This is a genomic window from Marinifilum breve (genome assembly GCF_003202155.1).
GTDB lineage: Bacteria > Bacteroidota > Bacteroidia > Bacteroidales > Marinifilaceae > Marinifilum > Marinifilum breve.
In genome coordinates this window covers 94057-117311 of record NZ_QFLI01000003.1, presented here as the reverse complement: position 1 = coordinate 117311, position 23255 = coordinate 94057, and the positions used below count along the sequence as shown (strand labels likewise).

Annotated in this window: 23 protein-coding genes and 1 pseudogene; 13 read left to right on the top strand and 11 right to left on the bottom strand. The window is 31.1% G+C overall.

Going from position 1 to position 23255, the window contains the following annotated elements; translation table 11 throughout:
- Positions 1-218 precede the first annotated feature (218 nt).
- From dnaN to DF185_RS08055, 4 genes are all read left to right on the top strand, one after another.
- Complete coding sequence (gene dnaN / locus DF185_RS08070; RefSeq protein ID WP_110360598.1) at positions 219-1349, top strand: DNA polymerase III subunit beta; 1131 nt, start codon at positions 219-221, stop codon at positions 1347-1349.
- Between the two features lie 374 nt (positions 1350-1723).
- Complete coding sequence (locus DF185_RS08065; RefSeq protein ID WP_110360244.1) at positions 1724-2491, top strand: 3'-5' exonuclease; 768 nt, start codon at positions 1724-1726, stop codon at positions 2489-2491.
- A gap of 30 nt (positions 2492-2521) precedes the next feature.
- On the top strand, positions 2522-3133 hold the full coding sequence (locus tag DF185_RS08060; protein ID WP_110360243.1) for a fumarylacetoacetate hydrolase family protein: 612 nt from the start codon (positions 2522-2524) through the stop codon (positions 3131-3133).
- Positions 3134-3369: 236 nt separating this feature from the next.
- Positions 3370-5166 carry an AMP-dependent synthetase/ligase gene (locus tag DF185_RS08055; RefSeq protein ID WP_110360242.1) on the top strand — a complete coding sequence of 599 codons (1797 nt, stop codon included), beginning with the start codon at positions 3370-3372 and terminating at the stop codon, positions 5164-5166.
- Between the two features lie 307 nt (positions 5167-5473).
- Here the strand turns inward: DF185_RS08055 and DF185_RS08050 are convergent, their stop codons facing one another.
- From DF185_RS08050 to DF185_RS08030, 6 genes and pseudogenes are all read right to left on the bottom strand, one after another.
- The gene (locus DF185_RS08050; protein WP_110360241.1) at positions 5474-6340 is read right to left on the bottom strand and encodes a class I SAM-dependent methyltransferase; all 867 of its coding nucleotides are present in this window, start codon (positions 6338-6340) and stop codon (positions 5474-5476) included.
- A gap of 44 nt (positions 6341-6384) precedes the next feature.
- On the bottom strand, positions 6385-7092 hold the full coding sequence (locus DF185_RS08045) for an MgtC/SapB family protein (protein WP_110360240.1): 708 nt from the start codon (positions 7090-7092) through the stop codon (positions 6385-6387).
- 9 nt (positions 7093-7101) lie between these two features.
- Positions 7102-7527 carry a GNAT family N-acetyltransferase gene (locus DF185_RS08040; protein ID WP_110360239.1) on the bottom strand — a complete coding sequence of 142 codons (426 nt, stop codon included), beginning with the start codon at positions 7525-7527 and terminating at the stop codon, positions 7102-7104.
- The gene (locus DF185_RS24505) at positions 7520-8200 is read right to left on the bottom strand and encodes an NfeD family protein (RefSeq protein ID WP_438830233.1); all 681 of its coding nucleotides are present in this window, start codon (positions 8198-8200) and stop codon (positions 7520-7522) included. Before DF185_RS24505 ends, DF185_RS08040 begins: the two co-directional genes overlap by 8 nt.
- Positions 8201-8251: 51 nt before the next feature.
- A pseudogene (locus tag DF185_RS24500) lies at positions 8252-8947 on the bottom strand (NfeD family protein); the annotation flags it as partial.
- Positions 8948-9021: 74 nt separating this feature from the next.
- Positions 9022-9804, bottom strand: coding sequence for an EI24 domain-containing protein (locus tag DF185_RS08030; protein WP_110360237.1), 783 nt, complete (start codon positions 9802-9804; stop codon positions 9022-9024).
- Positions 9805-9987: 183 nt separating this feature from the next.
- Between DF185_RS08030 and purB the strand changes: the two genes are divergently transcribed.
- The 7 genes from purB to DF185_RS07995 all read left to right on the top strand — a co-directional run bounded on the left by purB (position 9988) and on the right by DF185_RS07995 (position 17240).
- Positions 9988-11325 (top strand): adenylosuccinate lyase, encoded by a 1338-nt coding sequence (purB, locus tag DF185_RS08025; protein WP_110360236.1) that lies wholly within the window; start codon positions 9988-9990, stop codon positions 11323-11325.
- Between the two features lie 342 nt (positions 11326-11667).
- Positions 11668-12735, top strand: coding sequence for an AbiH family protein (locus DF185_RS08020; RefSeq protein WP_110360235.1), 1068 nt, complete (start codon positions 11668-11670; stop codon positions 12733-12735).
- Positions 12736-12752: 17 nt separating this feature from the next.
- Positions 12753-13997, top strand: a complete 1245-nt coding sequence (locus tag DF185_RS08015) for a hypothetical protein (RefSeq protein WP_110360234.1) — start codon at positions 12753-12755, stop codon at positions 13995-13997.
- Positions 13998-14001: 4 nt separating this feature from the next.
- On the top strand, positions 14002-14796 hold the full coding sequence (locus DF185_RS08010; protein WP_110360233.1) for a hypothetical protein: 795 nt from the start codon (positions 14002-14004) through the stop codon (positions 14794-14796).
- Between the two features lie 46 nt (positions 14797-14842).
- The gene (locus DF185_RS08005) at positions 14843-15868 is read left to right on the top strand and encodes a hypothetical protein (protein WP_110360232.1); all 1026 of its coding nucleotides are present in this window, start codon (positions 14843-14845) and stop codon (positions 15866-15868) included.
- 301 nt (positions 15869-16169) lie between these two features.
- The gene (locus tag DF185_RS08000; RefSeq protein WP_110360231.1) at positions 16170-16883 is read left to right on the top strand and encodes a hypothetical protein; all 714 of its coding nucleotides are present in this window, start codon (positions 16170-16172) and stop codon (positions 16881-16883) included.
- 45 nt (positions 16884-16928) lie between these two features.
- The gene (locus DF185_RS07995) at positions 16929-17240 is read left to right on the top strand and encodes a hypothetical protein (RefSeq protein WP_110360230.1); all 312 of its coding nucleotides are present in this window, start codon (positions 16929-16931) and stop codon (positions 17238-17240) included.
- 114 nt (positions 17241-17354) lie between these two features.
- Here DF185_RS07995 and DF185_RS07990 read toward each other — a convergent pair whose 3' ends face one another.
- Positions 17355-17783, bottom strand: coding sequence for a DUF5675 family protein (locus DF185_RS07990; protein ID WP_133249998.1), 429 nt, complete (start codon positions 17781-17783; stop codon positions 17355-17357).
- Positions 17784-17923: 140 nt separating this feature from the next.
- On the opposite strand from DF185_RS07990, the gene DF185_RS07985 reads away from it, so the two are divergent.
- Together DF185_RS07985 and DF185_RS07980 are read left to right on the top strand one after the other, a co-directional pair.
- Positions 17924-18625 (top strand): hypothetical protein, encoded by a 702-nt coding sequence (locus tag DF185_RS07985; protein ID WP_110360228.1) that lies wholly within the window; start codon positions 17924-17926, stop codon positions 18623-18625.
- Positions 18625-19095: a hypothetical protein gene (locus DF185_RS07980; RefSeq protein WP_110360227.1), complete on the top strand. Its 471-nt coding sequence runs from the start codon at positions 18625-18627 to the stop codon at positions 19093-19095. The genes DF185_RS07985 and DF185_RS07980 overlap by 1 nt, the downstream gene beginning before the upstream one ends.
- 6 nt (positions 19096-19101) lie before the next feature.
- Here the strand turns inward: DF185_RS07980 and DF185_RS07975 are convergent, their stop codons facing one another.
- The 4 genes from DF185_RS07975 to DF185_RS07960 all read right to left on the bottom strand — a co-directional run bounded on the left by DF185_RS07975 (position 19102) and on the right by DF185_RS07960 (position 23105).
- Positions 19102-19887: a methyltransferase gene (locus tag DF185_RS07975; RefSeq protein ID WP_110360226.1), complete on the bottom strand. Its 786-nt coding sequence runs from the start codon at positions 19885-19887 to the stop codon at positions 19102-19104.
- The gene (locus DF185_RS07970) at positions 19874-20203 is read right to left on the bottom strand and encodes a hypothetical protein (RefSeq protein ID WP_110360225.1); all 330 of its coding nucleotides are present in this window, start codon (positions 20201-20203) and stop codon (positions 19874-19876) included. Before DF185_RS07970 ends, DF185_RS07975 begins: the two co-directional genes overlap by 14 nt.
- A gap of 143 nt (positions 20204-20346) precedes the next feature.
- Positions 20347-20892: a hypothetical protein gene (locus DF185_RS07965; RefSeq protein WP_110360224.1), complete on the bottom strand. Its 546-nt coding sequence runs from the start codon at positions 20890-20892 to the stop codon at positions 20347-20349.
- Between the two features lie 191 nt (positions 20893-21083).
- Positions 21084-23105 carry an ATP-binding protein gene (locus tag DF185_RS07960; protein WP_110360223.1) on the bottom strand — a complete coding sequence of 674 codons (2022 nt, stop codon included), beginning with the start codon at positions 23103-23105 and terminating at the stop codon, positions 21084-21086.
- Positions 23106-23255 lie beyond the last annotated feature (150 nt).

Below are 23255 nucleotides of genomic sequence, written 5' to 3'. Positions count from 1 at the left end.
TTACTTCGTATCTTAATATTATTGGTAATATGCTGTTTTTAAATAAAATTCTGATTTTATTTAGTAATGTAGCAAATCTTTTTTGTCTTTAGGATATCGTCAATCCTTAATAAATTTGTATATTCACCACTTAATACTGTGCTAAAATAAGCTTCGGTTTTGAACTTGTTTAAGCGTTGAAATATAGAATTTTAGGTTAACTTTTAAATATTATGCAAATGAAATTTGTAGTATCAAGTACAGAATTGTTAAGTCACTTACAGGCCATAAGTAGAGTTATCAGTAGTAAAAACACTTTACCAATCTTGGATAACTTCCTTTTTGAGCTTAAAGATGGTGAATTGATAGCAACTGCATCTGATTTGGAATCTACTTTAATTACCACTATTCCTCTTGAAACTTCAGATGGTGAAGGGGTGATTGCTTTTCCTGCTAAAATTTTGACTGATACTTTAAAAGAATTTCCGGAGCAACCTCTAACTTTCGATATCGACAGTACTTCTTTGGCTGTAAAAATTACATCCGAAAATGGTGTGTTTAGTATCGTTGGACAGAATGGTGAAGATTTTCCAAAGCTTCCTGAAAAAGAAGAAAGCAGTTTGGTAAATATTACCGTTGAGAGTGATGTTCTTTTAACAGGTGTAAACAAAACTTTATTCGCTACAGCTGATGATGAACTTCGTCCTGTAATGAATGGTATTTTTGTTGAGTTGGGTAACAATGATTTGACTTTTGTAGCATCAGATGCTCACAAATTGGTTCGTTATAAGCGTTTAGATGGAAGATCAGACGTTGAATCATCATTCATTTTGCCTAAGAAACCAGCTTCTTTATTACGCAATATCTTGCCAAAAGAAGAAAATCCTGTTAAAGTGGAATTCGATGATAAGAATGCATTCTTCACACTATCGAATTACAAGTTGATTTGTCGATTGGTTGAAGGAAATTATCCAAGCTACAATTCGGTAATTCCTAAGAACAATCCTAATGTTCTTACTATTGATAGAGTAGAATTGTACAACACATTAAAACGTGTTTCTGTATTTTCGAACCCGGCAAGTAACTTGATTAAGTTCGAATTGAGAGCAAACGAATTGGTTGTTTCTGCTCAGGATATCGACTTCTCAATCTCAGCAAGAGAAAGATTGCTTTGTCAATACGAAGGACAAGAATTGGAAATTGGATTTAAATCAGTATTCTTATTGGAAATCCTTTCAAACATTTCATCATCGAATGTAATGATTGAATTATCTGATCCTACAAGAGCAGGTATTTTCTTACCATACGATAATGAAAATGCTGACGAAGATGTATTGATGTTGTTAATGCCAATGATGATTAATGCATAAGCAGAATTAAAAATCAAAAAATAATGATATTAAAAACCTAACAGAGAGTATATTTCTGTTAGGTTAAACCTGATTTCGAAGTAAAATTCTATCCACAGAAAGATATATTTGCAATAGATTCGCATTAAAAATTCTGAAATAATAGCGGGCTATTTTAAGGAATTTTTAATGTGAAGATGTTGTGAAGAGAGCTTTCCTTTATTAATTTGTCTGCTTTTGGTATAAATTGCCCCAAAATCGTTTAAAATATCCCGATATTTCTGCTCGATTTTGTGAAAATTTCTACTCAAAACCAGATCAAACTGTGGACTAATTTTACATCGAGCTCAGGTTTTTATATTTTTATACCGTTTAAAAATCACAATAAATAATAGATGAATCTTAATTTAAAGAATCCAATAGCTTTTATCGATTTAGAAACAACAGGAATTAATGTTGCGAAGGATCGTATTGTTGAAATCTGTATCGTAAAAGTTAATCCTAATGGCGATGAAGAAGTAAAAACTTATCGCGTTAATCCTGAAATGCATATTCCTGCTCATGCTTCGGCTGTTCATGGTATTAAGGATGAGGATGTAAAAGATGAACCAACATTTAAGGAATTGGGTAAAACCATTGCTAAATATTTGGAAGGATGTGATTTGGCAGGTTACAATTCGAATCGTTTCGACTTTCCGTTGTTAGCAGAGGAATTTTTGCGTGCTGATATCGATTTTGATATGCGTAAAAGAAAGTTTGTTGATGTTCAAACCATATTCCACAAAATGGAACAAAGAACTTTAAGTGCAGCTTATCGTTTTTATTGTAATAAAGAGTTGGAAGGAGCTCATGGAGCCGAGGCAGATACCAAAGCAACATATGAAGTGCTTAAATCACAGTTGGACAAGTACGATTCATTGGAGAATGATATTGAGTTTTTGTCAAAATTCTCAACTCAGAACAAAAATGCTGATTTTGCCGGTTTTATTATCATTGATGAGAAAGGTGTTGAAAGATTCAACTTTGGTAAGAACAAAGGAAAAACTGTTGAGGAAGTATTGGCACAACAACCAGGGTATTATGGTTGGGTTATGAATAGTGATTTCCCGTTGTACACTAAAAAAATCCTTACAGAAATTAAACTTCGCGGGTTTAATAAATAATCCATTGTTTAACAGATCATATTTATTGAAATGAAGATTTTAGCCATTGGAAGGAATTACGTAAATCATGCTAAAGAGCTAAACAATCCGGTGCCTAAGGAACCAGTTGTTTTCTCTATGCCTGATTCTGCTTTATTAAAGAATAACAATGATTTTTACTATCCTGATTTTTCAAAGGATATTCATCATGAATTGGAAGTGGTGGTGAAAATCAATAGAGTTGGTAAAAATATTCCGATTGAATTTGCGCATCGTTATTACGAGGAAATTGGTTTGGGAATTGATTTTACAGCTCGAGATATTCAAGCAGAATGCAAGAAAAAGGGACTACCTTGGGAAAAAGCAAAAGCTTTTGATGGAGCAGCTCCAATCAGTAAGTTTATTCCAAAAAACAAGTTTAAATCGGTTGATAATTTAAACTTTAACTTGGATATCAACGGAGACAGAGTTCAGGCAGGAAATACAGCAAATATGATTTTCTCAATTGATTACTTGATTTCATATTTGTCACAGTTTTTCACATTAAAAATTGGAGACATGATTTATACAGGAACACCAGAAGGAGTAGGTCCTGTAAAGATTGGGGATCATTTAGTTGCAGATTTGGAAGGTGAGAAATTATTGGATTTTCATGTAAAATAACGCGCAATACAGTATAATTTCTGTATTTAAGATACGACTAACGACCATTAGCTTATGTTGATGGTCGTTTTTTATTTAAACTACTGAAATGTAGTTTGTTTATAGATAATTGTGATTTGTATTATGATGTGAATTAATAATGTTGAACACATTATAACTCGTTACAATACAGCGAAAATATTTTAAATCGGTCAAACATGATTATATTTGTAGCGATTTACAACTAAAATACTTTTATGGAGTATCAACATTGGGGCAAGTTAATTCGTGACAGAATTGAAAAATTTGGCGATCGAATTGCAATGCGCTATAAAGATGAAGAGAGCAATAAGTGGATAGGTGTAAGCTGGAATGAATTTGGTTTACAAATTCGACAAGTATCAAAAGCTCTTATGAAATTGGGTGTTAAGGAGAAGCAATCTGTTGCAATTTTCTCTCAAAACATGCCTGAATGGATTACCGCAGACTTAGCTATTATGAGTGTTCGCGGCATTTCTGTTCCAATATATCCTACAAACTCTACAAGCGAAGCAAAATACATAGTTCAAGATTCTGAAGTTCAGGTTATTTTTGTTGGAGAGCAAGAACAGTACGATCGTACAATGGAATTGATAAAAGAGGTTCCTCACGTGAAGATGGTTGTTGTTTTCGATAAAAAAACAAAACTTACAGATCATGATAAATCCATGTATTGGGATGAGTTTATCATTATGGGTAAAAACTCTGGTCTCGGAAAGGCATTCGATGAACGCTTTTTTAGTGGACAGTTTGATGACCTGGCTACCTTGATTTATACATCAGGAACAACTGGTGAACCTAAGGGGGTAATGATAGACCACAAGAACATTTCGAGTGTATTGGTTTCTCATGATAAGGAGTTAAATGTATCTGAAAACGACATTTCTCTTAGTTTCTTACCTTTAAGTCATGTTTACGAACGAGGATGGTGTTTCTTCTGTTTCCACCGTGGAATTGAGGTATACTTCAATCGTGATCCAAAACAAATTGCCGAGGTAATGAAAGAGGTAAAACCAACTTTAATGTGTACGGTTCCTCGTTTGTATGAAAAGATTTACTCTGGCATAAAGGATAAGTCGCAAGAGGCTTCTGGAACCAAACGAGCTTTGTTAAACTGGTCGGTAAAAGTTGGTGAAAAATACTACAACCAATATCAGATGTTCGAGAAGAAAATTCCTTTGGGATTGAAACTTAAACATAGAATCGCCGATAAGCTTGTGCTAAGCAAACTTCGCGGGATTATGGGAGGTAGAATCAACTTCACACCATGTGGTGGAGCACCTGTTTCCAGAGAAATATTGGAATTTTTCCATTCTTTGGGGATTAATGTGAAAGTTGGTTATGGATTGACCGAAACCATGGCTACCGTTAGTTTATATGGCGATAAGAATATCGATTTTGGAACTGCTGGTAACACCATTATTGGAACTGAAATTAAAATCGGGGAAAATGATGAGATCATGGTGAAAGGCCCAGGTGTAATGCGTGGTTATTACAAAAAACCTAAAGCTACAGCTGAAGTGATGAAAGATGGCTGGTTTTGTACTGGCGATGCTGGTAGAATCGATGAAAATGGTCGCTTGGTTATTACTGATCGAATTAAAGATCTGATGAAAACTTCTGGTGGAAAATATGTTGCTCCACAGAAAATTGAAACAACATTGGTTAACGATCAGTTTATTGAGCAAATTGCAGTAATTGGAGATTGCAGAAATTATGTGACTGCATTGGCAGTTCCTGCTTTTGGCCCTTTACAGGCTTATGCAATCCAACACAATATTGTATTCAATTCAATTGAAGAGCTTTTGGCAAATTCACAAATTATCGAGTTTTTCGAGAAGAGATTTGAAGAGTTGCAGAAGGAACTTTCAAGATTTGAGCAGGTAAAGAAATTTACGCTTTTGCCTAAAGAATTTACCATTGAAGCGGGAGAGATTACTTCTACTCTTAAGTTGAAGAGAAAAGTAATTCAGGAAAAATACAAACATCTTATCGAAAAGATGTATAAAGAATAAGAAGATAACTATCTGTAAAAAAGCGCTATTGAGTATTTCTTAATGGCGCTTTTTTGTTGTGGGACAATATTTTTTAGAGGAGCTTCCTGAATGAATTTATTTATCATTCTTAATATCTGAAAACCCATTGATCTGCTTTCATTAAATGATAATTCATTGAAAAAGTTCTTTTTTGACTTTTTATCAAATGATAATTCATTGAAAAAGTTCTTTTTCGGCTTTTATCAAATGATAATTCGTTGAAAAATTAGTTTTTCATGCTTTTATCAAATGATAATTCACCTCAAGCGATTTTCTAAAAAAAATATCATTTCTGAACAATCATTCCAATCCAAGGACTGCCAACTTCATAAGGTTTTCCTCTTAAATTGGCCCAGTAATCCTTAACGGTAAATCCATGTTCCTCGGCCATTGCAATGGCTCGCTTTACCGAAAAGTAATGCTTCCAAATGTGATGAGTTCTCATTTCACCATCATTAAAAATTAAGGTGTATTTATCCAAACGAACTTTGTCTTTTTTGTATTTGTAATGCGATTGTAATAGTAAATGTTCTTTTTCGCTCCAAAATCCATCTTCTTCGCTAATGTACCACGATTGATCAGGTTCTCTTGTTTCAAAATAGTATTTGGTAAATACATCGAAAATTAAAAAACCACCTGGCTTAAGAGCTTTGTACACTTTTTTCAGAAGTTTGTCGCGATCCTGGTGAGATAACACGCACAAATCCCCGTAGATAAGGCTTACTACATCGAATTCATTCTCATAATCAATCTCAAGATAATCTTTACACAAGTATTGAATGGGGTAGCCAAATTCAGCGGCTTGTTCCTTTGCGTAATTGATCGAGTTTTCTGAAAAATCGATTCCTATTACATCGAATCCCTGGCCAAAGAAGTTTTCGCTATACAAACCTGGTCCACAACCAAGATCAAGATATTTGCTGTCCTCTGGTAATTTCATGTAAGCACAAAGCCAGTTAACTGCTTGTATAATATTGTCGTATTTTCTTGATCCTTGATCTGAATCATCATCAAGATGAGCATAAAGAAGATGTTCTGATATGTATGGGTCTTGCCAAAAGTTCCCATCATCTTTGGCAAATAGCTTAGGTTTCTTTGTAATCTTTTCCAGATCGTTAAAGTTAAGAAGACCTTTTGCACTTAATAGCTTCATAAAACAAATAGTTTGTAAAAGGAATCAGTCATGAAAACTGATGCTTATAGAATTTGTTGCAATTTTACTCTTTTTATTCCTGGAATACTACCCAATTCCGAGGTTAGTTCATTTAGTTTAACTCTTTCGGAAATTTGAACCGTTAGGTAGTAACTAATTTTATTTTCGTCGAAATGCTGCTCCACATCAATGGTTCGAATGGAAACCTTGTGATTTTTCAAAATACCTTTAAAATCATCAGGAGATACTTCTTTGTTTTTAACGTGGATGTGAAGACGTTTAATAAATTTTCCAGGGAATAATTTCTTTTCAATTACATCCATTGCAATTAATGAAATCAGCAAAATTGCAGTTCCAATAATTGCTCCCATATACATTCCGGCGCCAATTGCTAAACCTAGTGCTGCAATTACCCAAATTGAAGCAGCTGTAGTTAGTCCTTTTACATTTACACCAAACTTCATAATGGCACCTGCACCTAAAAAACCTATGCCCGATACTACCTGGGCGGCAATTCTGCCTGGATCACCATTTTGAAAATTCTGAAATGTTTGTGGAATGTAAATCGATAATAGCATGATTAAACTAGCTCCCATACATATTAATATGTGCGTTCGCAATCCTGCTGGTTGTCTGTGAGCTTCGCGTTCAAGTCCAATAATTACTCCAATAAAAAAGCTAAATAATAACCTCCAAAAAATGGTTTCTGTTGTTATTTCGGTAGTTGATATGAGTTGATTGATATAATCCATTTATTGATTTTAGTGTTTGCGCTTGATCATTACATCGTACTTATCCAAATATTGGAATCCTAGATTTTTGTACAGTTTAATGGCATGTTTATTTGTTTCGTGAACTTCAAGTTTGATTTGCATATTGGCTTTCTTTGCAAACAGAAGAGCCTTTTCACTCAATAACCTTCCATATCCTTTTTGCTGATAGTTTGGATGTACACCCAAGTGATGTAGGTACAACCTTCGTGAATCATTGGTAAGCCAAATGGTGCCGATACACTCGTCGCTAGTTAAATCTTCAAGAATCCAGAATTTACCTCCAAATTTTAGACTTTTTTCTATGGTAAGCGCTGAATCTGCTCGTTTTTTGTCAGCTAAACCAGTCAACTCCCATAAACCAAGTACAGCTGCAAAATCATGAGCTTCATATTCTCGAATCTTGATTTTACTCATCACTTTCTTTTTTTATCACATAAACCTGACCTGTTTCGAAACGAATTACTTCTACTTCGGTTTCTTTATCGATAAAACCATCTTCTGATTTGGCATCATATATCTGATTGTCAATAATTACTTTTCCAGATGGACGCAACACACTCATAGCTACACCAATTTTTCCAATCATGCTTTTTGCACTCATGTCAACGCCTACGTAACCTTCTTCGGCATTTTCAACAGTGCTTAGAGCCAAATGACCAAGGAATGAATTGGAGGAGAATAGTTTTTTACTCAGGTATATTGATCCTACAATGGCTACGAGCATTGAAAAAATTACCAAAAGTAAGGAAGCCACAATGGTTTTGATATGTCGTGGTTCAAAATCAAAAGCTACATTATCAACCAAACTTAAAGTTAAGCCTGTAATGATGAATATGATTCCAGAAACGCCTGCAACTCCAAAGCCAGGAATTACAAATATTTCCACGGCGAGCAGAACTACTCCGGCTCCGAAAAGAATAATCTCCCAGTTTTCAGCCATTCCTTCCAAATAGAGAGGAGAGAAGTACAATACTGCTGCAATTGCAGAAGCTAAAATCGGAAAACCAATGCCCGGAGTTTGCAATTCGAAATAAATTCCTCCAATGATGATCATGATTAGAATTCCTTGAAGTACCGGATTTATCATGAAATCAACTACTTTTTCGATTCCAGATGGTTCGTAGGATTTTATGGTATACTCTTTTACACCCGCTTTCTCTAATACTTCAGAAACACTGTTTGCAATACCTTCGCAATACCCATTTTTAATGGCTTCATCTGGGGTAAAGGTCAATACTTTCCCTGTATCAATTACATTTTCGATATAGGTTCTTGGATCAACCATAGCTTCAGCAATTAAAGGGTCACGCTTCCATCTGTAAATGGTATCACCAGCTTGAACAATGGTATCTTTTCCATGTGATTCTGCAGTAGCTCGCATGGTTGATCTCATGTACGACTGATATTTATCAGGCATTGCCTCTCCTGTTTGGTTTACAACCGTTGCAGCACCAATGTTGGCACCTGTTCTCATGTAAATGCTATCGCAAGCAATTGAAATTAATGCTCCCGCCGAAGCTGCATTATTGTCGATAAATACATAAACCGGTTTTTCGCTATTTAATATTGCAGTACGAATTGAATCTGCATGAATTACCATACCTCCGTATGTGTTCATGTGGATTAAAATCAAATCTGCATTTAATTCATCGGCTTCCTGAAAAGCATCTTTGGTTTGACGCCATGCAGCTGGACCAATTTCTCTTTTGATATCAAATTTGTAAACCAATTTATCCTTCGATTCAGCAATGGAATCAGAAGCATTTTTAGCCTGAGTGGATAGACCAATAAGCAATGCTAGCAGAGAGAGAATAATATTTCTGAAAAGATTCATATAAGTACTTTTAGTTGTTTATTGTATATAAGATAACAATTAACTCGCAAATATTCTTTTGCAAAGCGTAAGATTTAACGTTTCTCTTTTTCCCAAATCTCATTAACAGCCAAAGTTCCGGCTACAACTGAAATGATTGCTGCAAAGCTTGAGATGGAAACACCACAGAAAGGAACAATTAAGCATAGTGAAAATACAAAGCCATTGGCAATTACAATTCCTTTGTTTTCTCTCATAAATTGCACACTTTCCTTAATACTTAGTCTTTTTCTTTCAATGGCATAATCCAAAAAGGAAAAACCGTAAAAATAAGATGAGATGAAGAATAGCATTATGGCTGAAGCCCAACCAATGATTGGAATAAAGCTTAGGAAAAACATTAAAACAGTCAATAATAGCTCTATGCAAAGGTTTCTGACTGCAATAAAAACACCACGAATGATATCCTTAACCAATTGCCTGAATTCAAAAGGATAATCGTTACCAGTTTTAATTTTCTCGGTTCGTTCCGATAGATAAGAAAAAACTGGTGACATGATGATGATGATGATATACCCCCCGAAGTAGGCAAAAATTAGGAAAAAGAGAACCTTGAATACAATCCAGATAAACCCTCCGATTGTGGCCTTTAAAAATCCAGAACCCCAAAAATCAGCATTTTCAAGGTCTAACCAATTTTGTAAGTAGGTTTGAGTTTGGTCCGATAATGAACTGATATAATCCCATCCAACCCAGAATAGAAGAATGTTGAGTAATAATGGAAAAATAAAGAACCAAGCCAGTCTTTTTCTAAATATGTAGTTTAGGGCTTCCGAATAGGTGCGTAAGCCAAATCCAAAATCTTTAAGTAATTTCATGTTTTTATAGATGTGAGATAACAATTGTGTGCTTTAACAAAAATAAGATTAAATGCTTAATCCCAAAAGAACCTAAAACCAAAATCTTTGGTCTAATATATTGCATCAGGTTTCTCTCATTTCATAGCTTTTAATTACCTTTGTGACTCTAAATAACCATTATTGACATTTAATATTTTAGAAATGCAAAGTTTGACAGCAATTTCGCCGGTTGACGGGCGTTACCGTGACAAAGTAGACGTATTGGGTGAGTATTTTTCAGAGTACGCGTTGGTACGATACAGAGTATTGGTTGAAGTAGAATATTTTATTGCTCTTTGCGAGGTTCCTCTTCCACAATTGAAAGATTTTAACAAAGATTTATATACTGATTTGCGTAGCATTTACCTTGATTTTACTGTTGAGGATGCGCAAAAAGTAAAAGATATCGAGAGTGTAACCAACCACGATGTAAAGGCAGTTGAGTACTTCATTAAAGAAAAATTCGACGCTTTAAAATTGGAGCAATACAAGGAGTTCATCCACTTTGGACTAACATCTCAGGATATTAACAACACAGCAACGCCTTATTCTTTGAAAGATGCAGTGCACGATGTGTATTATCCTTTATTGGATCAGTTGATTGCAAAACTAGAAAGTCTTTCTGAAGATTGGAAAGAAATTGCAATGTTGGCTCGTACTCATGGTCAGCCAGCTTCTCCAACTCGTTTAGGAAAAGAGATTCAGGTTTACGTTTACCGATTGAAAAAGCAATTGGATTTATTAAAAAGCGTTCCTTGTTCAGCTAAATTTGGTGGTGCAACAGGTAACTTCAATGCACATCACGTTGCTTATCCAGAAGTTAATTGGGCAGAATTCGGTAATCACTTTGTGAATGATATTCTAAAATTAGAGAGAGAAGAGTTAACTACTCAGATTTCGAACTACGATAATATGGGTGCGATTTTCGATAACTTAAAGCGCATCAATACCATTTTGGTTGACTTGAACCGTGACTTCTGGACATATATTTCGATGAACTATTTCAAGCAGAAGATCAAGAAAGGTGAAGTTGGATCATCAGCAATGCCTCACAAAGTAAATCCTATCGATTTTGAAAACTCGGAAGGTAACTTAGGTTTGGCGAATGCTACATTCGAACACTTGGCAACAAAATTACCAGTTTCTCGTTTGCAGCGTGACCTAACGGATTCAACTGTATTGAGAAATATTGGAGTTCCATTTGCTCATACTATCATTGCATTTAAATCTTTATTGAAAGGTTTAGATAAGTTATTGATTTCAAAAGAAGCTTTTGAGGCTGACTTGGAAGCAAACTGGGCAGTAGTTGCTGAAGCGGTTCAAACCATTTTGCGTCGCGAAGGATATCCAAATCCTTACGAAGCATTAAAAGCTTTAACCAGAACAAATACTCACGTTACTCAGGAAAGTATTGCTGAATTTATCGATACGCTTGAGATTGGTGATGATTTGAAAGCTCAATTGAAGACAATTAGTCCTGATAATTATACAGGAATTTAGAAAACATTAATATTTGTTAATACTTTGTTTTTAGGCTGTAAGAGTGAGTTGTTTTCTAACTTGCTAATAGTTAGTGATTAGGAGTAATTGCTTAAAGTCAATGTTTAAAGTATAAGGGTCGATAAAAAAAAGTGAAAATTTTTTTTGACACTGTATAATTCAATAATATAAATCTGCTTCAAATGGAGCAGGTTTTTTTGTGCCTAATAGTCTATGTTGATTTATTCTAAATTAATGTATGCTTAGATTGAATTATGCTTATAATCTCTCTTTTTGATATATTTACAATAGCCTAAATATGATAATATATTTAGCTTTTGTATTACTTTCCTATTATTAAGCATGAATAGATTAATTATTATTGGAAATGGCTTTGATTTAGCTCATGGACTTAAGACAAGTTTTAAAGATTTTATTGCGGATTACTTATATAATGTAATTGTTGACTTTGAAGAGAATGATAAATACAATGACAAGTTAATCACTATTAATTATACAGGAAGAGGGACTATTGACCTTGGCTGTTATTCATTAGAGGAATCAATCGATTTATTTCTTAGGATAATGAAAACTGAGCAGGTACGCGTTACTTTTAAATCTGACTTTTTTCGACGGGTATTAGATAAGATTAATTCACTTAATTGGGTGGATATTGAAGTGGAATATTATGCTGTTATGGTTAAGAATAGAAAGATTCCGGAGCTTATTAAAAACTTGAATAGCGAATTCTCCTATATGAAGGATTTACTAATGGATTACCTGAAAGGACAGGAAGAGAGTTATGATGAGAATATATATTCGCATCAATTACAGGAATGCTTTGGGGAGGTTATTAATGTTGATGAAATTTTAATGAAAAATCGTATTCATAAAGATAGACCTTCAAAAATACTATTCTTGAATTTCAACTATACAAATATTCTAATGAAATATTTTAATAAGATAGGAGGAGATAAAGATGTTAATTATATCCATGGAAATCTTGAAGGGAATCAGGGTGAACCGATTTTTGGATTTGGAGATGAGTTTGATAAGCATTATGAAGAGATAGAGGGGTTTAATGATAATGAGTATTTCAGACACATAAAATCCTTTGAATACTCAAAAAACCAAAGCTATTTTTCATTGATGAGATTTATAAGTTCAGGAATGTATCAAGTACAAATTTATGGACATTCTTGTGGAATCTCAGATAGGACAATGTTGAATAAAATTTTTGAAAATGATTGGTGTAAATCAATAAAGATATTCTACTATGAGAATGAAAATGGTAACGATTTTATAGATAGGCTAAATAATATCTCCAGACATTTTAAAGATAAGACAATATTAAGGGAAAAGATAGTGCCTTTGGATATGTGTAAAGCTATGCCACAACCAAAGGAAGAGTTTGAAGCGAATCTAAATTAAGATAATAATATTTATTAATGAGTGAACGAAACCATAAATTTGATAAATTATACAAATTAATTACAAATGTGTATCCTAAAGTTATTGATCTAGATGAAGATAATGTCAAAAAGTTATCTAGGATAAGTATGTTGGATATAGAAAAATATAAAAGTAGAGATTATTTATTGTTATCAATTACTATTTCATTGATATTAGGAGCGATACCTTTTGTTTTGTATGAATCTTATGTGTTGTCATGTTTTTTAGAAGACTATTTTTTTAGCAATAGAATTTTTATAGATGAAACTCAAATAATTTTAATTTCATTGGGATTTGGAATTGCCTCTGTGTTTCTCATAAAAACAATTTTCGGAAAGAATGATTATGCTGATTATTATGATGGTACCCCGAAGTATTCTTCAGTTTATAAATATTCTAGAGGGGAGAAGAAATATAGATTGTTTATTTTTATTGTTTGTTACATCCTTTTGGGCATATTAGGAAATATAATTGGATTAAACCTTGAATTTATTAGGGAATTTATTGAAGGTTTCAGTGTTTTTTATCTCTTTCTTCCTATTGCTATACTATTAACATTTCTAACTGCTGCTGTTATAATATTTGTCGTTAATATTCCAATTGAAAAATTAGCACCAAGTAAATATAGTTATTCAAGCAACATACGAATTGAAATTATTTATCATTTATTGATCGTACTAGAAAATATTGAAAATATTAATAAAGATAGTTTTCTTGATCATGGAGATGTAATAAATCTCTCAGATAAATTGCTTATAATTTCTGGCCTGATAAGAGATTACCCTGAAAAATTAAATGAAAACATTATTGATAATAATTTGTCGCATGATTTTGATAAAACTGCTAATCATTTTTGGAGTATAACAGTTGATTTTATTAAGAATCAAGAGTCCAATATGGATTCTCTCATAAAACATTTAATCAATTACCTTAATGTTTTTTTAAAGGGAAATTTATCAGATCTACCTAAAAGTGAATCAGCACCTAATAAAATTGGTGTTAAGAGTGTGAAATATTACCATTACATTTTCCTTGCTCTATATTTAACTCTACCTATTCTGGTGGTTGTCTCTTTGAAGCTATACACCAATGTCAAGATAGATGATTACATCCAATCACTTTTAACAGTTTTATATGTTATTTGGGCTTTCGTTGGGATCTTTTCTAACCCTATAATATTTACAAGTGAAAATAAAGATTTAATGAAAGATGTAATTAAAACTCTAATTGGAAAAAGTTGACTCTATGAATTTTACTAAATATTTTAAAAAGAATGATGTTGTTGATTCAGTATTGGACAACTTCAAAACAAAAACTACCAATCCATTTTTCGGAACCCTTATCATTGTATGGCTATTTCATAATTGGAAGTTGGTCTATACGGTATTTAATTTCGATGAGAAAACAAAATTAGATAAAAAGGTAGAGTTTATTGCTAAATACCTAGATGGATGGGGCTTTGTATGGAATTTACTTTTATGTGTTTTGATAGCTTTTGGTGTTTTAGTACTTACGTATGTATTCCTTGGTTTTTCAAGGTTTATTAGCGAGCGATATGAAGAGAAGATATTGCCTTGGATTCATAGTTTAAATGGAGATTCTAAGATCGTAACAAAGAAGAAGTATCTTGATCTGGAAGATGATTGGAGAGGAATAAAAAAGAATTACCAAGCAGAAAAAGAATTAAGGTTAGAAGCTGAGGGAGAGGTTAATAAATTAAAACAAAGGATGGAGTCTTCTTTTAAGGAGATTGAAAAAACTTCATTAGAAAACTCTCTTGTTAGGGATGAAGCAAAAATCGAAGCTTTTATGTCAGGGATTGGCACAAATAAAGACTTGGAAAGTTATATTCGACATATGATTCTGATTAAGAAAGGAGAACCATTACCTCCTAGTCCTATACTTGTAACTTTATTAAAGTATGAACTAATTGATAGAAAAATGGAAAAAGGGAATGTCGTAATTCCAGATTTCTATATTCTTACGGATTTTGGAAAAAGATATTTAAGATACTACACAATTGTAAATTCAAAAAATTAGATGCTTTTGTATTGATCAGAGTTTTATGCTTAGATACTAATTACTTATGAGAAAATTCTTAACATCACTTTTTAAGGAAAATGAAGTAGTAAAATCATTTGCTTATAATCTTCAAACTAAATCAACCAATCCATTTTTCGGAACATTAATATTAGTTTGGTTGGTTCGTAATTGGGAGCTGGTTTATACCTTTTTCAATTTTGATTCAGATACAAAATTACCTGATAGGATTGCCGAATTGAAATTAGTTTCATTACAAGTATTTAAAGCTGAAATCTTCGGTTATGATTTTTCTGGTTATAAGTGGGATCTGATTTTTTGTGTTTTTATTACAATTTTCGTGATGTTAATAACATTCATCTTTATGGCTTTTACTAAATATATAAGTGGGATTTATCAGGATAGAGTGTTGCCTAATATTTATGAGCGTACTAGTACTTATAGGATTAAAAGGACTGAAGAGTTTGAAGGTTTAGATAAATCTTTATATCTAATAAGAGAAGAATTAAAAAAAGAAAAAGATGATAAATTAATTCTTGATAGGGAGAATGAAGAATTAACAAGTGAAAATGAAAAACTAAAAACCGAACTTAATCAAGAAAAACGAGAGCATGGTGAATGTAAAAAAGAACTATTTGATGAGAAATCGATTAAATCCAAAAAAGAAAACGAAGTTAAAGATTTATCGGAGAAGTTAAGAAAAGCGGAAAGTGAGGTAATAACGAGAGGAAGAGTAATTGAAGATTTAGCTAGTGATATTTCGTTTGAGAATACAGATTTACAATCTTATCTTGAAGAGAAAGGTATTAGTTTACTAAAAGGCGAACTGATTTACTTGGATAAAGTATCTAAAAATAAAGCTTTGGTAAATATGATGGAACTGATAGACTTGGATGATTATAGATATCATAAAGAATCTTCTGAAATGAGAAGTTTAATTCTTGATGGATTAGTTGAAAGTACTCGAACTAATAAGACTAATATTGGTTATGTCGATGATTTTTATTTGTCCGATTTAGGGAAGGTGTTTTTGGGGTATTTGGATTCTGTTGAAGAAAAATCGAGAAATTAAATATCCAATACTATTACATACTATTTGAAAAGGTGAATTAAAAGATTCACCTTTTTTATGCCCTAAAAAACGCACAAAAGAAACATAATAAATTATTAAAATTAAGATTTTGATCGGATTTTGAAATTTTACAAAAAAGTGCTGTTAAATAGAAAAGAATTTTTAAAAATTTTATTCTATTGAAATATGGTTTGTTACGAATGTGAAAGGTGTTTTTTGAGTTTTTATTCATTGGGAAATAAATTTTTTGTTCTTATGGTTGTTCAAGTTATTTACATGTTAAATTTTAAAATATAAAACTATGAACAAAGAATTAAAAACAGTAGCAGAATTAGTAGTAGCAAAAACAAAGAAATACACAGAGCGATTGGAGTATATAAAGAACTTAACTTCGAATGTATCTAACGATATAAAATATTCATTAGATACTTTAATTGAAAATTCAAAGAATACCCATAATACGATTTCATCAAATATTTTTTATGCTTTCAATAATTATTCCAGTTATAGTGATTTGAAAGAATTCATCAATTCAGATATAATTAAAAGGTTTGAATATGTTGGTATATCGAAAGAAACTAATATTGTGAGACGTACTTTAGAAGTTGTAAATGAAATTTTGTTAAATAATTATGAAATTATAGAAGATTCGTGCGTTAATGTTGACCCTAAAAGGATTAAAGAAATTGCTGAAAAATTTACTGCTCAATACAATAAAACAGTTCAACCAAATGTGAATTGGAGCCTTAACAGTTCTGAATTTGAAAAAATATTTAAAACAGCTGTGGAATACGATTCAGAATTGAAATCTAAGCTTAGATATTTAGATCGTATGGATTCAATGTTGCTTAAAGAATTAGAGTATAAATTAGTTAAAAAGTGTTCTTATTGTGAGGATCAAATGATACCTGTTATAAAAAGTTTTTTGGAAGAGTATGGTAATAGAATAATATCTCTATCTAATGAATATGATTTTATGTATGAGAAAGCAGAATCTTATAAAATAATTGCTTAAGGTAGTGTGTAAGTGGCTAAATGTTAAATATTAAGATAGAATAGTATGGAATTGAAATTAGAAATGAAAGAAGTAAGAACAGGTTATCAATATGTTTGTAGTGAGTTGGTTGAGGAAGTGTTAGAAGAAATTAACAGACAAAGAAAAGAACCTATTGTATTAGATGAATTACTAAATACGAAAGAAGGAAATGAACTGTTTTATGATACTATATTTAAAGTTGATAAGTACTTTTGTTGGGAATTTTTAGATGAACATGATAGTATGATTGTTGACAAGTATATATGTAAGAACAAAATACCTGATTATATAGATGAAAAAGCATTTAATAATTTAAGGTATGTAAATATAGTTTAAACTTTAAATATGATGGACTTTCTATATATGAGGATAGAAAATTAAAGCCTGTTAGGAATCTACTAACAGGCTTTTTATGTGCTTTTAAGTTCATAAAAATGTGCTTGGGTTTCTTTAGTTCGACCTTATCTTAATAAAAGCATCTTCGCCTTCAGAGATTAAATCACGAATCAATTCATTTAAATGATCCATTGCTTCACCGCTATCTGTAATATCTAATAATCCATCTTGATTTAGATCCTTTTTATCTAGTCCTAAAAGAACACATCCTAAAGTGTTTGTATTGAAATTTCCTTTATGAATAAGGATGTTAGTGCGGTTCGGAACATTTTTGATTTCAAATGTGTTTGGGAATTTTTGTGTGTTCCATAGACCTATTTTATATTCTCCTTCAGGGATACAGGAAACGCACTTTTTATTTTCTTTCCAAGGTAATTCTAAGGTGTGAAATCCTTGAATTAAATCATCATCCAAATAGACTAATAGTTGTCCTATTGTTTGTTCTTCATTGTAATCTGTTCGGGTTAGTAATAGTTTAAGCAATTTTTTACTTGTTGTTTTTTTATATGTCTTATCGATTCAATCATCAACATTTCTTTTGATTCCATCAATATCTGAATTGGAAGATTACAAGTCTGATTTTTGTCATGTTTTTTGTTGGTCAATAGTGCCAACTTAGATATATGCGTTGTAAAACTTGTGGTACATATTATTTGAATGTTCAGAATTCTGATAGCCAGAATGTTGAATTAGAAACTAATTTGTGTCCCAAATGTCAACCAACGCCACCACCAGAAGATAATTCAACGGTTCTTACCGATTATGTCTGGACTCAAGAAAACAAAAGCAGATTAGATCAAATGAAAGAAAGTCTTTCATATGAATTGAAATGTAGAATTGAGTTAGTTACTCTTAATATTAAACTTCGTTTATTTAATAAATTAAAATATAGTTCGGTTAATAAATTTGTTTTGTTTGATTTTAATTTTTTTGGAAGTGAATTCAAATTGTTTTTTGAAAAATTAAGATTAAGAAAAATCATTTTTGAAGACTTATTAAAGAAATATTTAGAAATTAATTTTAATGACATACTTCAGAAATACATTGATGTAATTCAATCATTTAGAAAAGAGTTATATGGTAATTCTGATAAAAAGAAATTAGTTAAAATATTATTACTTGATTTTCGAATTAAAAACTTATTAAGCTTAAATATAAAGTCAAATAAAACAGATAATTGGAAAGAATATTTTAAAGTGGAAAATGTATTTGCTGATAATAATAGATTTCTCTTTAGGTCGAGGCAATTCTTAAAAAGTAGATTGGAAAATACTTTTCTCACATTAAATAACATAGTCTTATATCCCAATTTTGTACTATTTTAATGGATACTCCACAAGAAATTTCTGAAGAAGAAAAAGCAGAAGCTGAGAAGATTATAAAAAGCAATGTAGATTTACTTAAAGATACATTTGAAAAAAAGATCGATAATGGAAATGATGTTGCTCGAAAATCTAATTATTACATTTTAGGTATTTTAGTTTTAATATTATTCAATAAAAAAGGAGAGATTAATAGTATTCCATTGTTAATCTCTTTTATCTCTTCTTTTATCGCTTTATTTATTGATATAGCTCATAATTTAGTTGCTTCAATTTGGGTGGATTCTGAATTAGAGACGTTTAAGGGGACAGAATTTGAAACGCCAATTGATAAAGCTGATTATATAACTAAAAAAAGAGAATACATTTATTCTCGTCAAAGGCAATGGATATATTTAAGGTTTTATATTACGTTTATATCTATTATAGCGTTATGTGTTTCGGCGGCACAAATATATGCTGCCAGTATTTAGTTCTTTCTAAGTAGATACATTGAAATCAAAATTCACGATTTCACAAGTTGGTTTAACACCTTTCCATTCATCTAGATAATAGGTTGTATCTACACCTACACCGAATTGATATTCTAATCCTGTTTCTTTAATAAACTTCTTAACCTTATTAGGTAGTCTAGAACCTTCATCTTCTCTTCTTAAATCTTCAAAGTATTGCCCACCTGAATATTTAAAAGGGGTAGATGTTTGAGGTATTAAAAAGGTTCCATAATCGGCAATTTTTGAGCCTACTTCCATTAATTTGAATTCGAATTCAGCTCCTTTGTATTTTAGTTCTTTGTTTGAATCAACAGTTTGAGCTGTTTTGATTTTACCAAATGGTGGATTACTAATAGCCTGGTCAAACTTTCCTAAAGTTTTAAGAAAGTCTAAATCTAATGCCGAGGCTTGAATCCATTTAGCATTAGGTAGTATTTTCTTTCCTACTTCAATATAATTTGGGTTTAATTCGATACAAGTAATATCGTGTTGGATCTCATAAAATTCACAAAAGGAATAATGGGGAAGACTTAAGGCTCCTATACCGGAACACAAATCTATTAACCTGTTGTTTTCTTCATAGATTTCGAGTTTGAAATCTCTTGCTAAGCCGTAAGGGGTGAAAAAAGCACCTGCTAAAGCATTATTGTTTTCTGCTCCTTCGTGCCAATTCTCAAGGACGAATAATTTATCATCAAATGTAAGTTTGTCTTTCTCTAATATCTTTAAAGCTTCTTCATGTTGCTTAATCTGTTTCTTAGTTAATTTCAATCATAGTGGGATTCTTTTTTATAGGTTGTCCGTTTGATTCGAACAGTAAATCAGCTATAATAGATCCATTTTCAGAGTAATCTATTACGTGTTTTAAATTGCCATTCTTATATAATTCAGCATATCTTTTTAATACTCCTGAAGGATAAAATTCATTTACAATTAAAGCTCCTAATAGATTCTTATTCGATAGACCATAATAAGATTCCATTTTGAGTTGATTAGTTCTCCTGTGGTAACTTCTTCTGACTTTATACTCTTTACCATTATAAGTTTCAATAGGTGTTTCGTTGTAAATATCTTGTCTTGTTTTCATTTTTTTTACGTGTTTAAATTATTAATCAGGATTTTATAAAAAAGGTGAATACAGCAGATACTATATTCACCTAAAACAAAAATTTTAAAAGTGTTATGTATTTTAAATTGTAGTTAAAAGTTCAAAGAAGGTTTATGAAAAAATTACTTTTTTTCTTCCATTATTTCTTCTAATACAATAGAAGCATTAAAACCTATCCCTTCCAAAACTACACTAGGTATATTCTCTTCTTTTATTTTGATGAATTCAATATCATCTGCTTCTTCAGATAGGAATTTTTCTACTTCTTTATTGTAAGCTTCGAATATTTCAATCTCTTTTTTATACTCGATTTTTAATGGTTCAATTTCCTTATTAGTTTCTTCATTGAGAGCTTTAAATCTATTTGAATAATCAGCTTCTAGAAGTGTTTTATCAGTGCCATTTTCCTTTAGTTTATTGAACTCTTCTTCTAGATCCTTAATAGGTTTAATGATCTTTTCAATCTTCTCATTATATTCCTTAATTTTTTCAGATATCTTATCATATCCTTCTGGTTGTAGTTTTTTAATATGGTCTTGAATTACTTCTACATATTCTTCGACTACTTTTAAGTTTCTTCTAATATTTCGGTTGAAATAGAAACCTTTATATTTCATCAAGTCATTAGTTATTATATCTTTTATTGCTGTGATTTCATTTTTAGTCATTTAGTTTGTGATTCTTTTTTAAGCTAAAAGTCTTTTACTTATATATTCAAAATTCAATCAGAAGTTTATCTATTTTGAATGTTTTTTGGATGATTAACGACTTATTTTTGCTGAAATCGACTGGAAAAAAATGAAAATAAAAAAGCCATCAGAAAATTAATTCTAATGGCTTTTATTAATGTTATGAGGTTTTAATTTTTAGTTTGTGTGGAATCTAATTGATTTAGCAATTCGTTAGGTTGATCAGATTTGGCAATAACTCCCTTACCTTCAAGATCTTCAATTATAGAGCTTTTAAATTCTAATTTGCTGATTAGATGTTTGTGTCTAATGTCAAATATTTTGAATAAATCATCCCATGTCATAGCAAAGATTTCATAATTCTTTACTGCTTCAATTAAAAATCGTTTCCCTTTATTCTTATTAGAATCGTATCTATCTTTAATCCAATCATCAACTTCTTTTCCAATAAGAATCAATTTCCATCTGCGAAGTTCACTATTAAATTTAGGCTCTTTTATTATGAATCTAATGTAATCTTCAATTTGGTCAAATTGTTTTTTGCCAATTACAACACTAGGTCTTTTTAATTCAACAATTATATTTTCTTCTATCGTAAGTTCATCACTAGAAGAATCTGGAACTTCGATTTGTCTTGCTATAAATATATCAGGTCGTTTTAACCTATTTTTTGATGTAAGCTTTTCTTTGTGTTTTTTATCGGTTTCAGTAAAATCCAAATAGTTATTTAAAGCCGTTTCGAAATTCTGGTCTGCTGAAACAATATGATATTGTTCGCCAAAAAGCCAATAGTTATTTTCTATGACCTTTTGGATATGGTCACGTTCATTAGTGAATTTTTCTAATTCAAAGACTAACTTTTTTAAAACATTAACTACCTCAAATCTATTTTGTAATAGCTGAACTAAAGCGGTGATACTTGTTAATTTTGTTTTCTTTAAAGCATTAGATAAATTAACTCTTTCTTCGTCGGATAATTCTATAATATTTTCCAATATGTCTAGTATATTTTCCCGTTGTTCAGTGTCAAGCAATAAATTCAAGAATCCGACTAAAGTTTTACTTTGAGGCTTCCTTAATTTTTGGAATATCACAGGGTGAGTACAATAAATTTCCTTAACTACATTTTCTAAATCTTTCTTCCTTATTTGCTCGTAGGTATTGTTCTTAAAAGGAGGAAATATATTTTTGGAGTTATAATCTTCAATTAATTTATCAGCTTGCTCTTCTCTTATGAATGATTTTTCTGCTTCGTTTATTAGTAACTTTAAGAAGATATTAAGTTGCTTAAACGTATCATCACTTTGATTCTTTTTTTCTAACCCTAGTGTAGGATTATCTGTTTGTGTAAATGCGAAATTTTCAAAATAATCTGAAACAATATATACCGAGTGGTGAAAGTCAATTGCTTTATTGTTGAATGAAGTGTGTTTTCTTTCAACCTCCTTTTTATCTTGATTTAAGAAGTAATTATAGTATTTATCTCCAATCTTTTTTTTCCATCTAATAAAGCTAATTCTGAAGCTGTGGTCATTAAATGTATTATCAAACTCCTTAAAATCTCCAATAATACTCCAATAATCGAGTTCTTTATTATTGATTTTTATTTTATAATTTGATTCTTTATTTAGAAATAAAAACCAACCAAATTCACTTGCTAGAAAATCTAAAAATATATCACTTTCTAATAGATCACTTGTTAAGGAATGAAATGACTTAAAACTAACTGTTGTACCTGTTTTTTTAACAGGGGCAATTCTAGATTGTGATGTATGAAAATCTTCAAGTGTTTCTTTTTTAATTATAATTTCATATTGAATGTACTCTGAATTATTTTCTTTGCTTGTAGTATGCCAAATAGCTTCATCACAAAAGTTAGCAAAAGAATATCTTCCTTTCCCTTTTTTTCCTTTTACAAATCCATCGTGTTCAAATGTGGTTGATTTTTTAGAATCCATGAAGTGACCAAATGTTTCGTCAATTGATTCCAAATTTATACCATTCCCATCATCAGTGATTGAAAATGAATTTAAATATCCTAATTCGTTTGCGTCATATTTTAACTCAATATTTGTTGCTTTAGCATCAAAACCATTCCAGATATACTCAGCAATAGCTTTTTTGAAATCAGAAGGTAAACCACTTTGTTCAATACTTTTAGTTGTGATTTGGGCGGTGTGTTTCTTCATCATAGATTTTTATATTAATTAGGCAATTGATATGGTTCTAAATTAAAATTAATATAAGTAATTCAGAATCTTTCAAACTTAATAAAAGTATTTGGTTATTTTATGATGTTATTTAACAAATAAATATATGCTTTTTTTTAGTCCGGTGATTGA

Coding starts and splice junctions, on each gene's coding strand:
- DF185_RS24505 (WP_438830233.1), bottom strand. CDS start 8,200: ATGATAAATCCGGTACTTCAAGGAATTCTAATCATGATCATCATTGGA.
- DF185_RS08050 (WP_110360241.1), bottom strand. CDS start 6,340: ATGAAGCTATTAAGTGCAAAAGGTCTTCTTAACTTTAACGATCTGGAA.
- DF185_RS08020 (WP_110360235.1), top strand. CDS start 11,668: ATGAATAGATTAATTATTATTGGAAATGGCTTTGATTTAGCTCATGGA.
- DF185_RS07985 (WP_110360228.1), top strand. CDS start 17,924: ATGCGTTGTAAAACTTGTGGTACATATTATTTGAATGTTCAGAATTCT.
- DF185_RS08015 (WP_110360234.1), top strand. CDS start 12,753: ATGAGTGAACGAAACCATAAATTTGATAAATTATACAAATTAATTACA.
- DF185_RS08005 (WP_110360232.1), top strand. CDS start 14,843: ATGAGAAAATTCTTAACATCACTTTTTAAGGAAAATGAAGTAGTAAAA.
- DF185_RS08040 (WP_110360239.1), bottom strand. CDS start 7,527: ATGAGTAAAATCAAGATTCGAGAATATGAAGCTCATGATTTTGCAGCT.
- DF185_RS07970 (WP_110360225.1), bottom strand. CDS start 20,203: ATGAAAACAAGACAAGATATTTACAACGAAACACCTATTGAAACTTAT.
- DF185_RS08065 (WP_110360244.1), top strand. CDS start 1,724: ATGAATCTTAATTTAAAGAATCCAATAGCTTTTATCGATTTAGAAACA.
- DF185_RS08055 (WP_110360242.1), top strand. CDS start 3,370: ATGGAGTATCAACATTGGGGCAAGTTAATTCGTGACAGAATTGAAAAA.
- DF185_RS07980 (WP_110360227.1), top strand. CDS start 18,625: ATGGATACTCCACAAGAAATTTCTGAAGAAGAAAAAGCAGAAGCTGAG.
- DF185_RS08045 (WP_110360240.1), bottom strand. CDS start 7,092: ATGGATTATATCAATCAACTCATATCAACTACCGAAATAACAACAGAA.
- DF185_RS07965 (WP_110360224.1), bottom strand. CDS start 20,892: ATGACTAAAAATGAAATCACAGCAATAAAAGATATAATAACTAATGAC.
- DF185_RS08000 (WP_110360231.1), top strand. CDS start 16,170: ATGAACAAAGAATTAAAAACAGTAGCAGAATTAGTAGTAGCAAAAACA.
- DF185_RS08060 (WP_110360243.1), top strand. CDS start 2,522: ATGAAGATTTTAGCCATTGGAAGGAATTACGTAAATCATGCTAAAGAG.
- DF185_RS07960 (WP_110360223.1), bottom strand. CDS start 23,105: ATGATGAAGAAACACACCGCCCAAATCACAACTAAAAGTATTGAACAA.
- purB (WP_110360236.1), top strand. CDS start 9,988: ATGCAAAGTTTGACAGCAATTTCGCCGGTTGACGGGCGTTACCGTGAC.
- DF185_RS07995 (WP_110360230.1), top strand. CDS start 16,929: ATGGAATTGAAATTAGAAATGAAAGAAGTAAGAACAGGTTATCAATAT.
- DF185_RS08030 (WP_110360237.1), bottom strand. CDS start 9,804: ATGAAATTACTTAAAGATTTTGGATTTGGCTTACGCACCTATTCGGAA.
- DF185_RS08010 (WP_110360233.1), top strand. CDS start 14,002: ATGAATTTTACTAAATATTTTAAAAAGAATGATGTTGTTGATTCAGTA.
- dnaN (WP_110360598.1), top strand. CDS start 219: ATGAAATTTGTAGTATCAAGTACAGAATTGTTAAGTCACTTACAGGCC.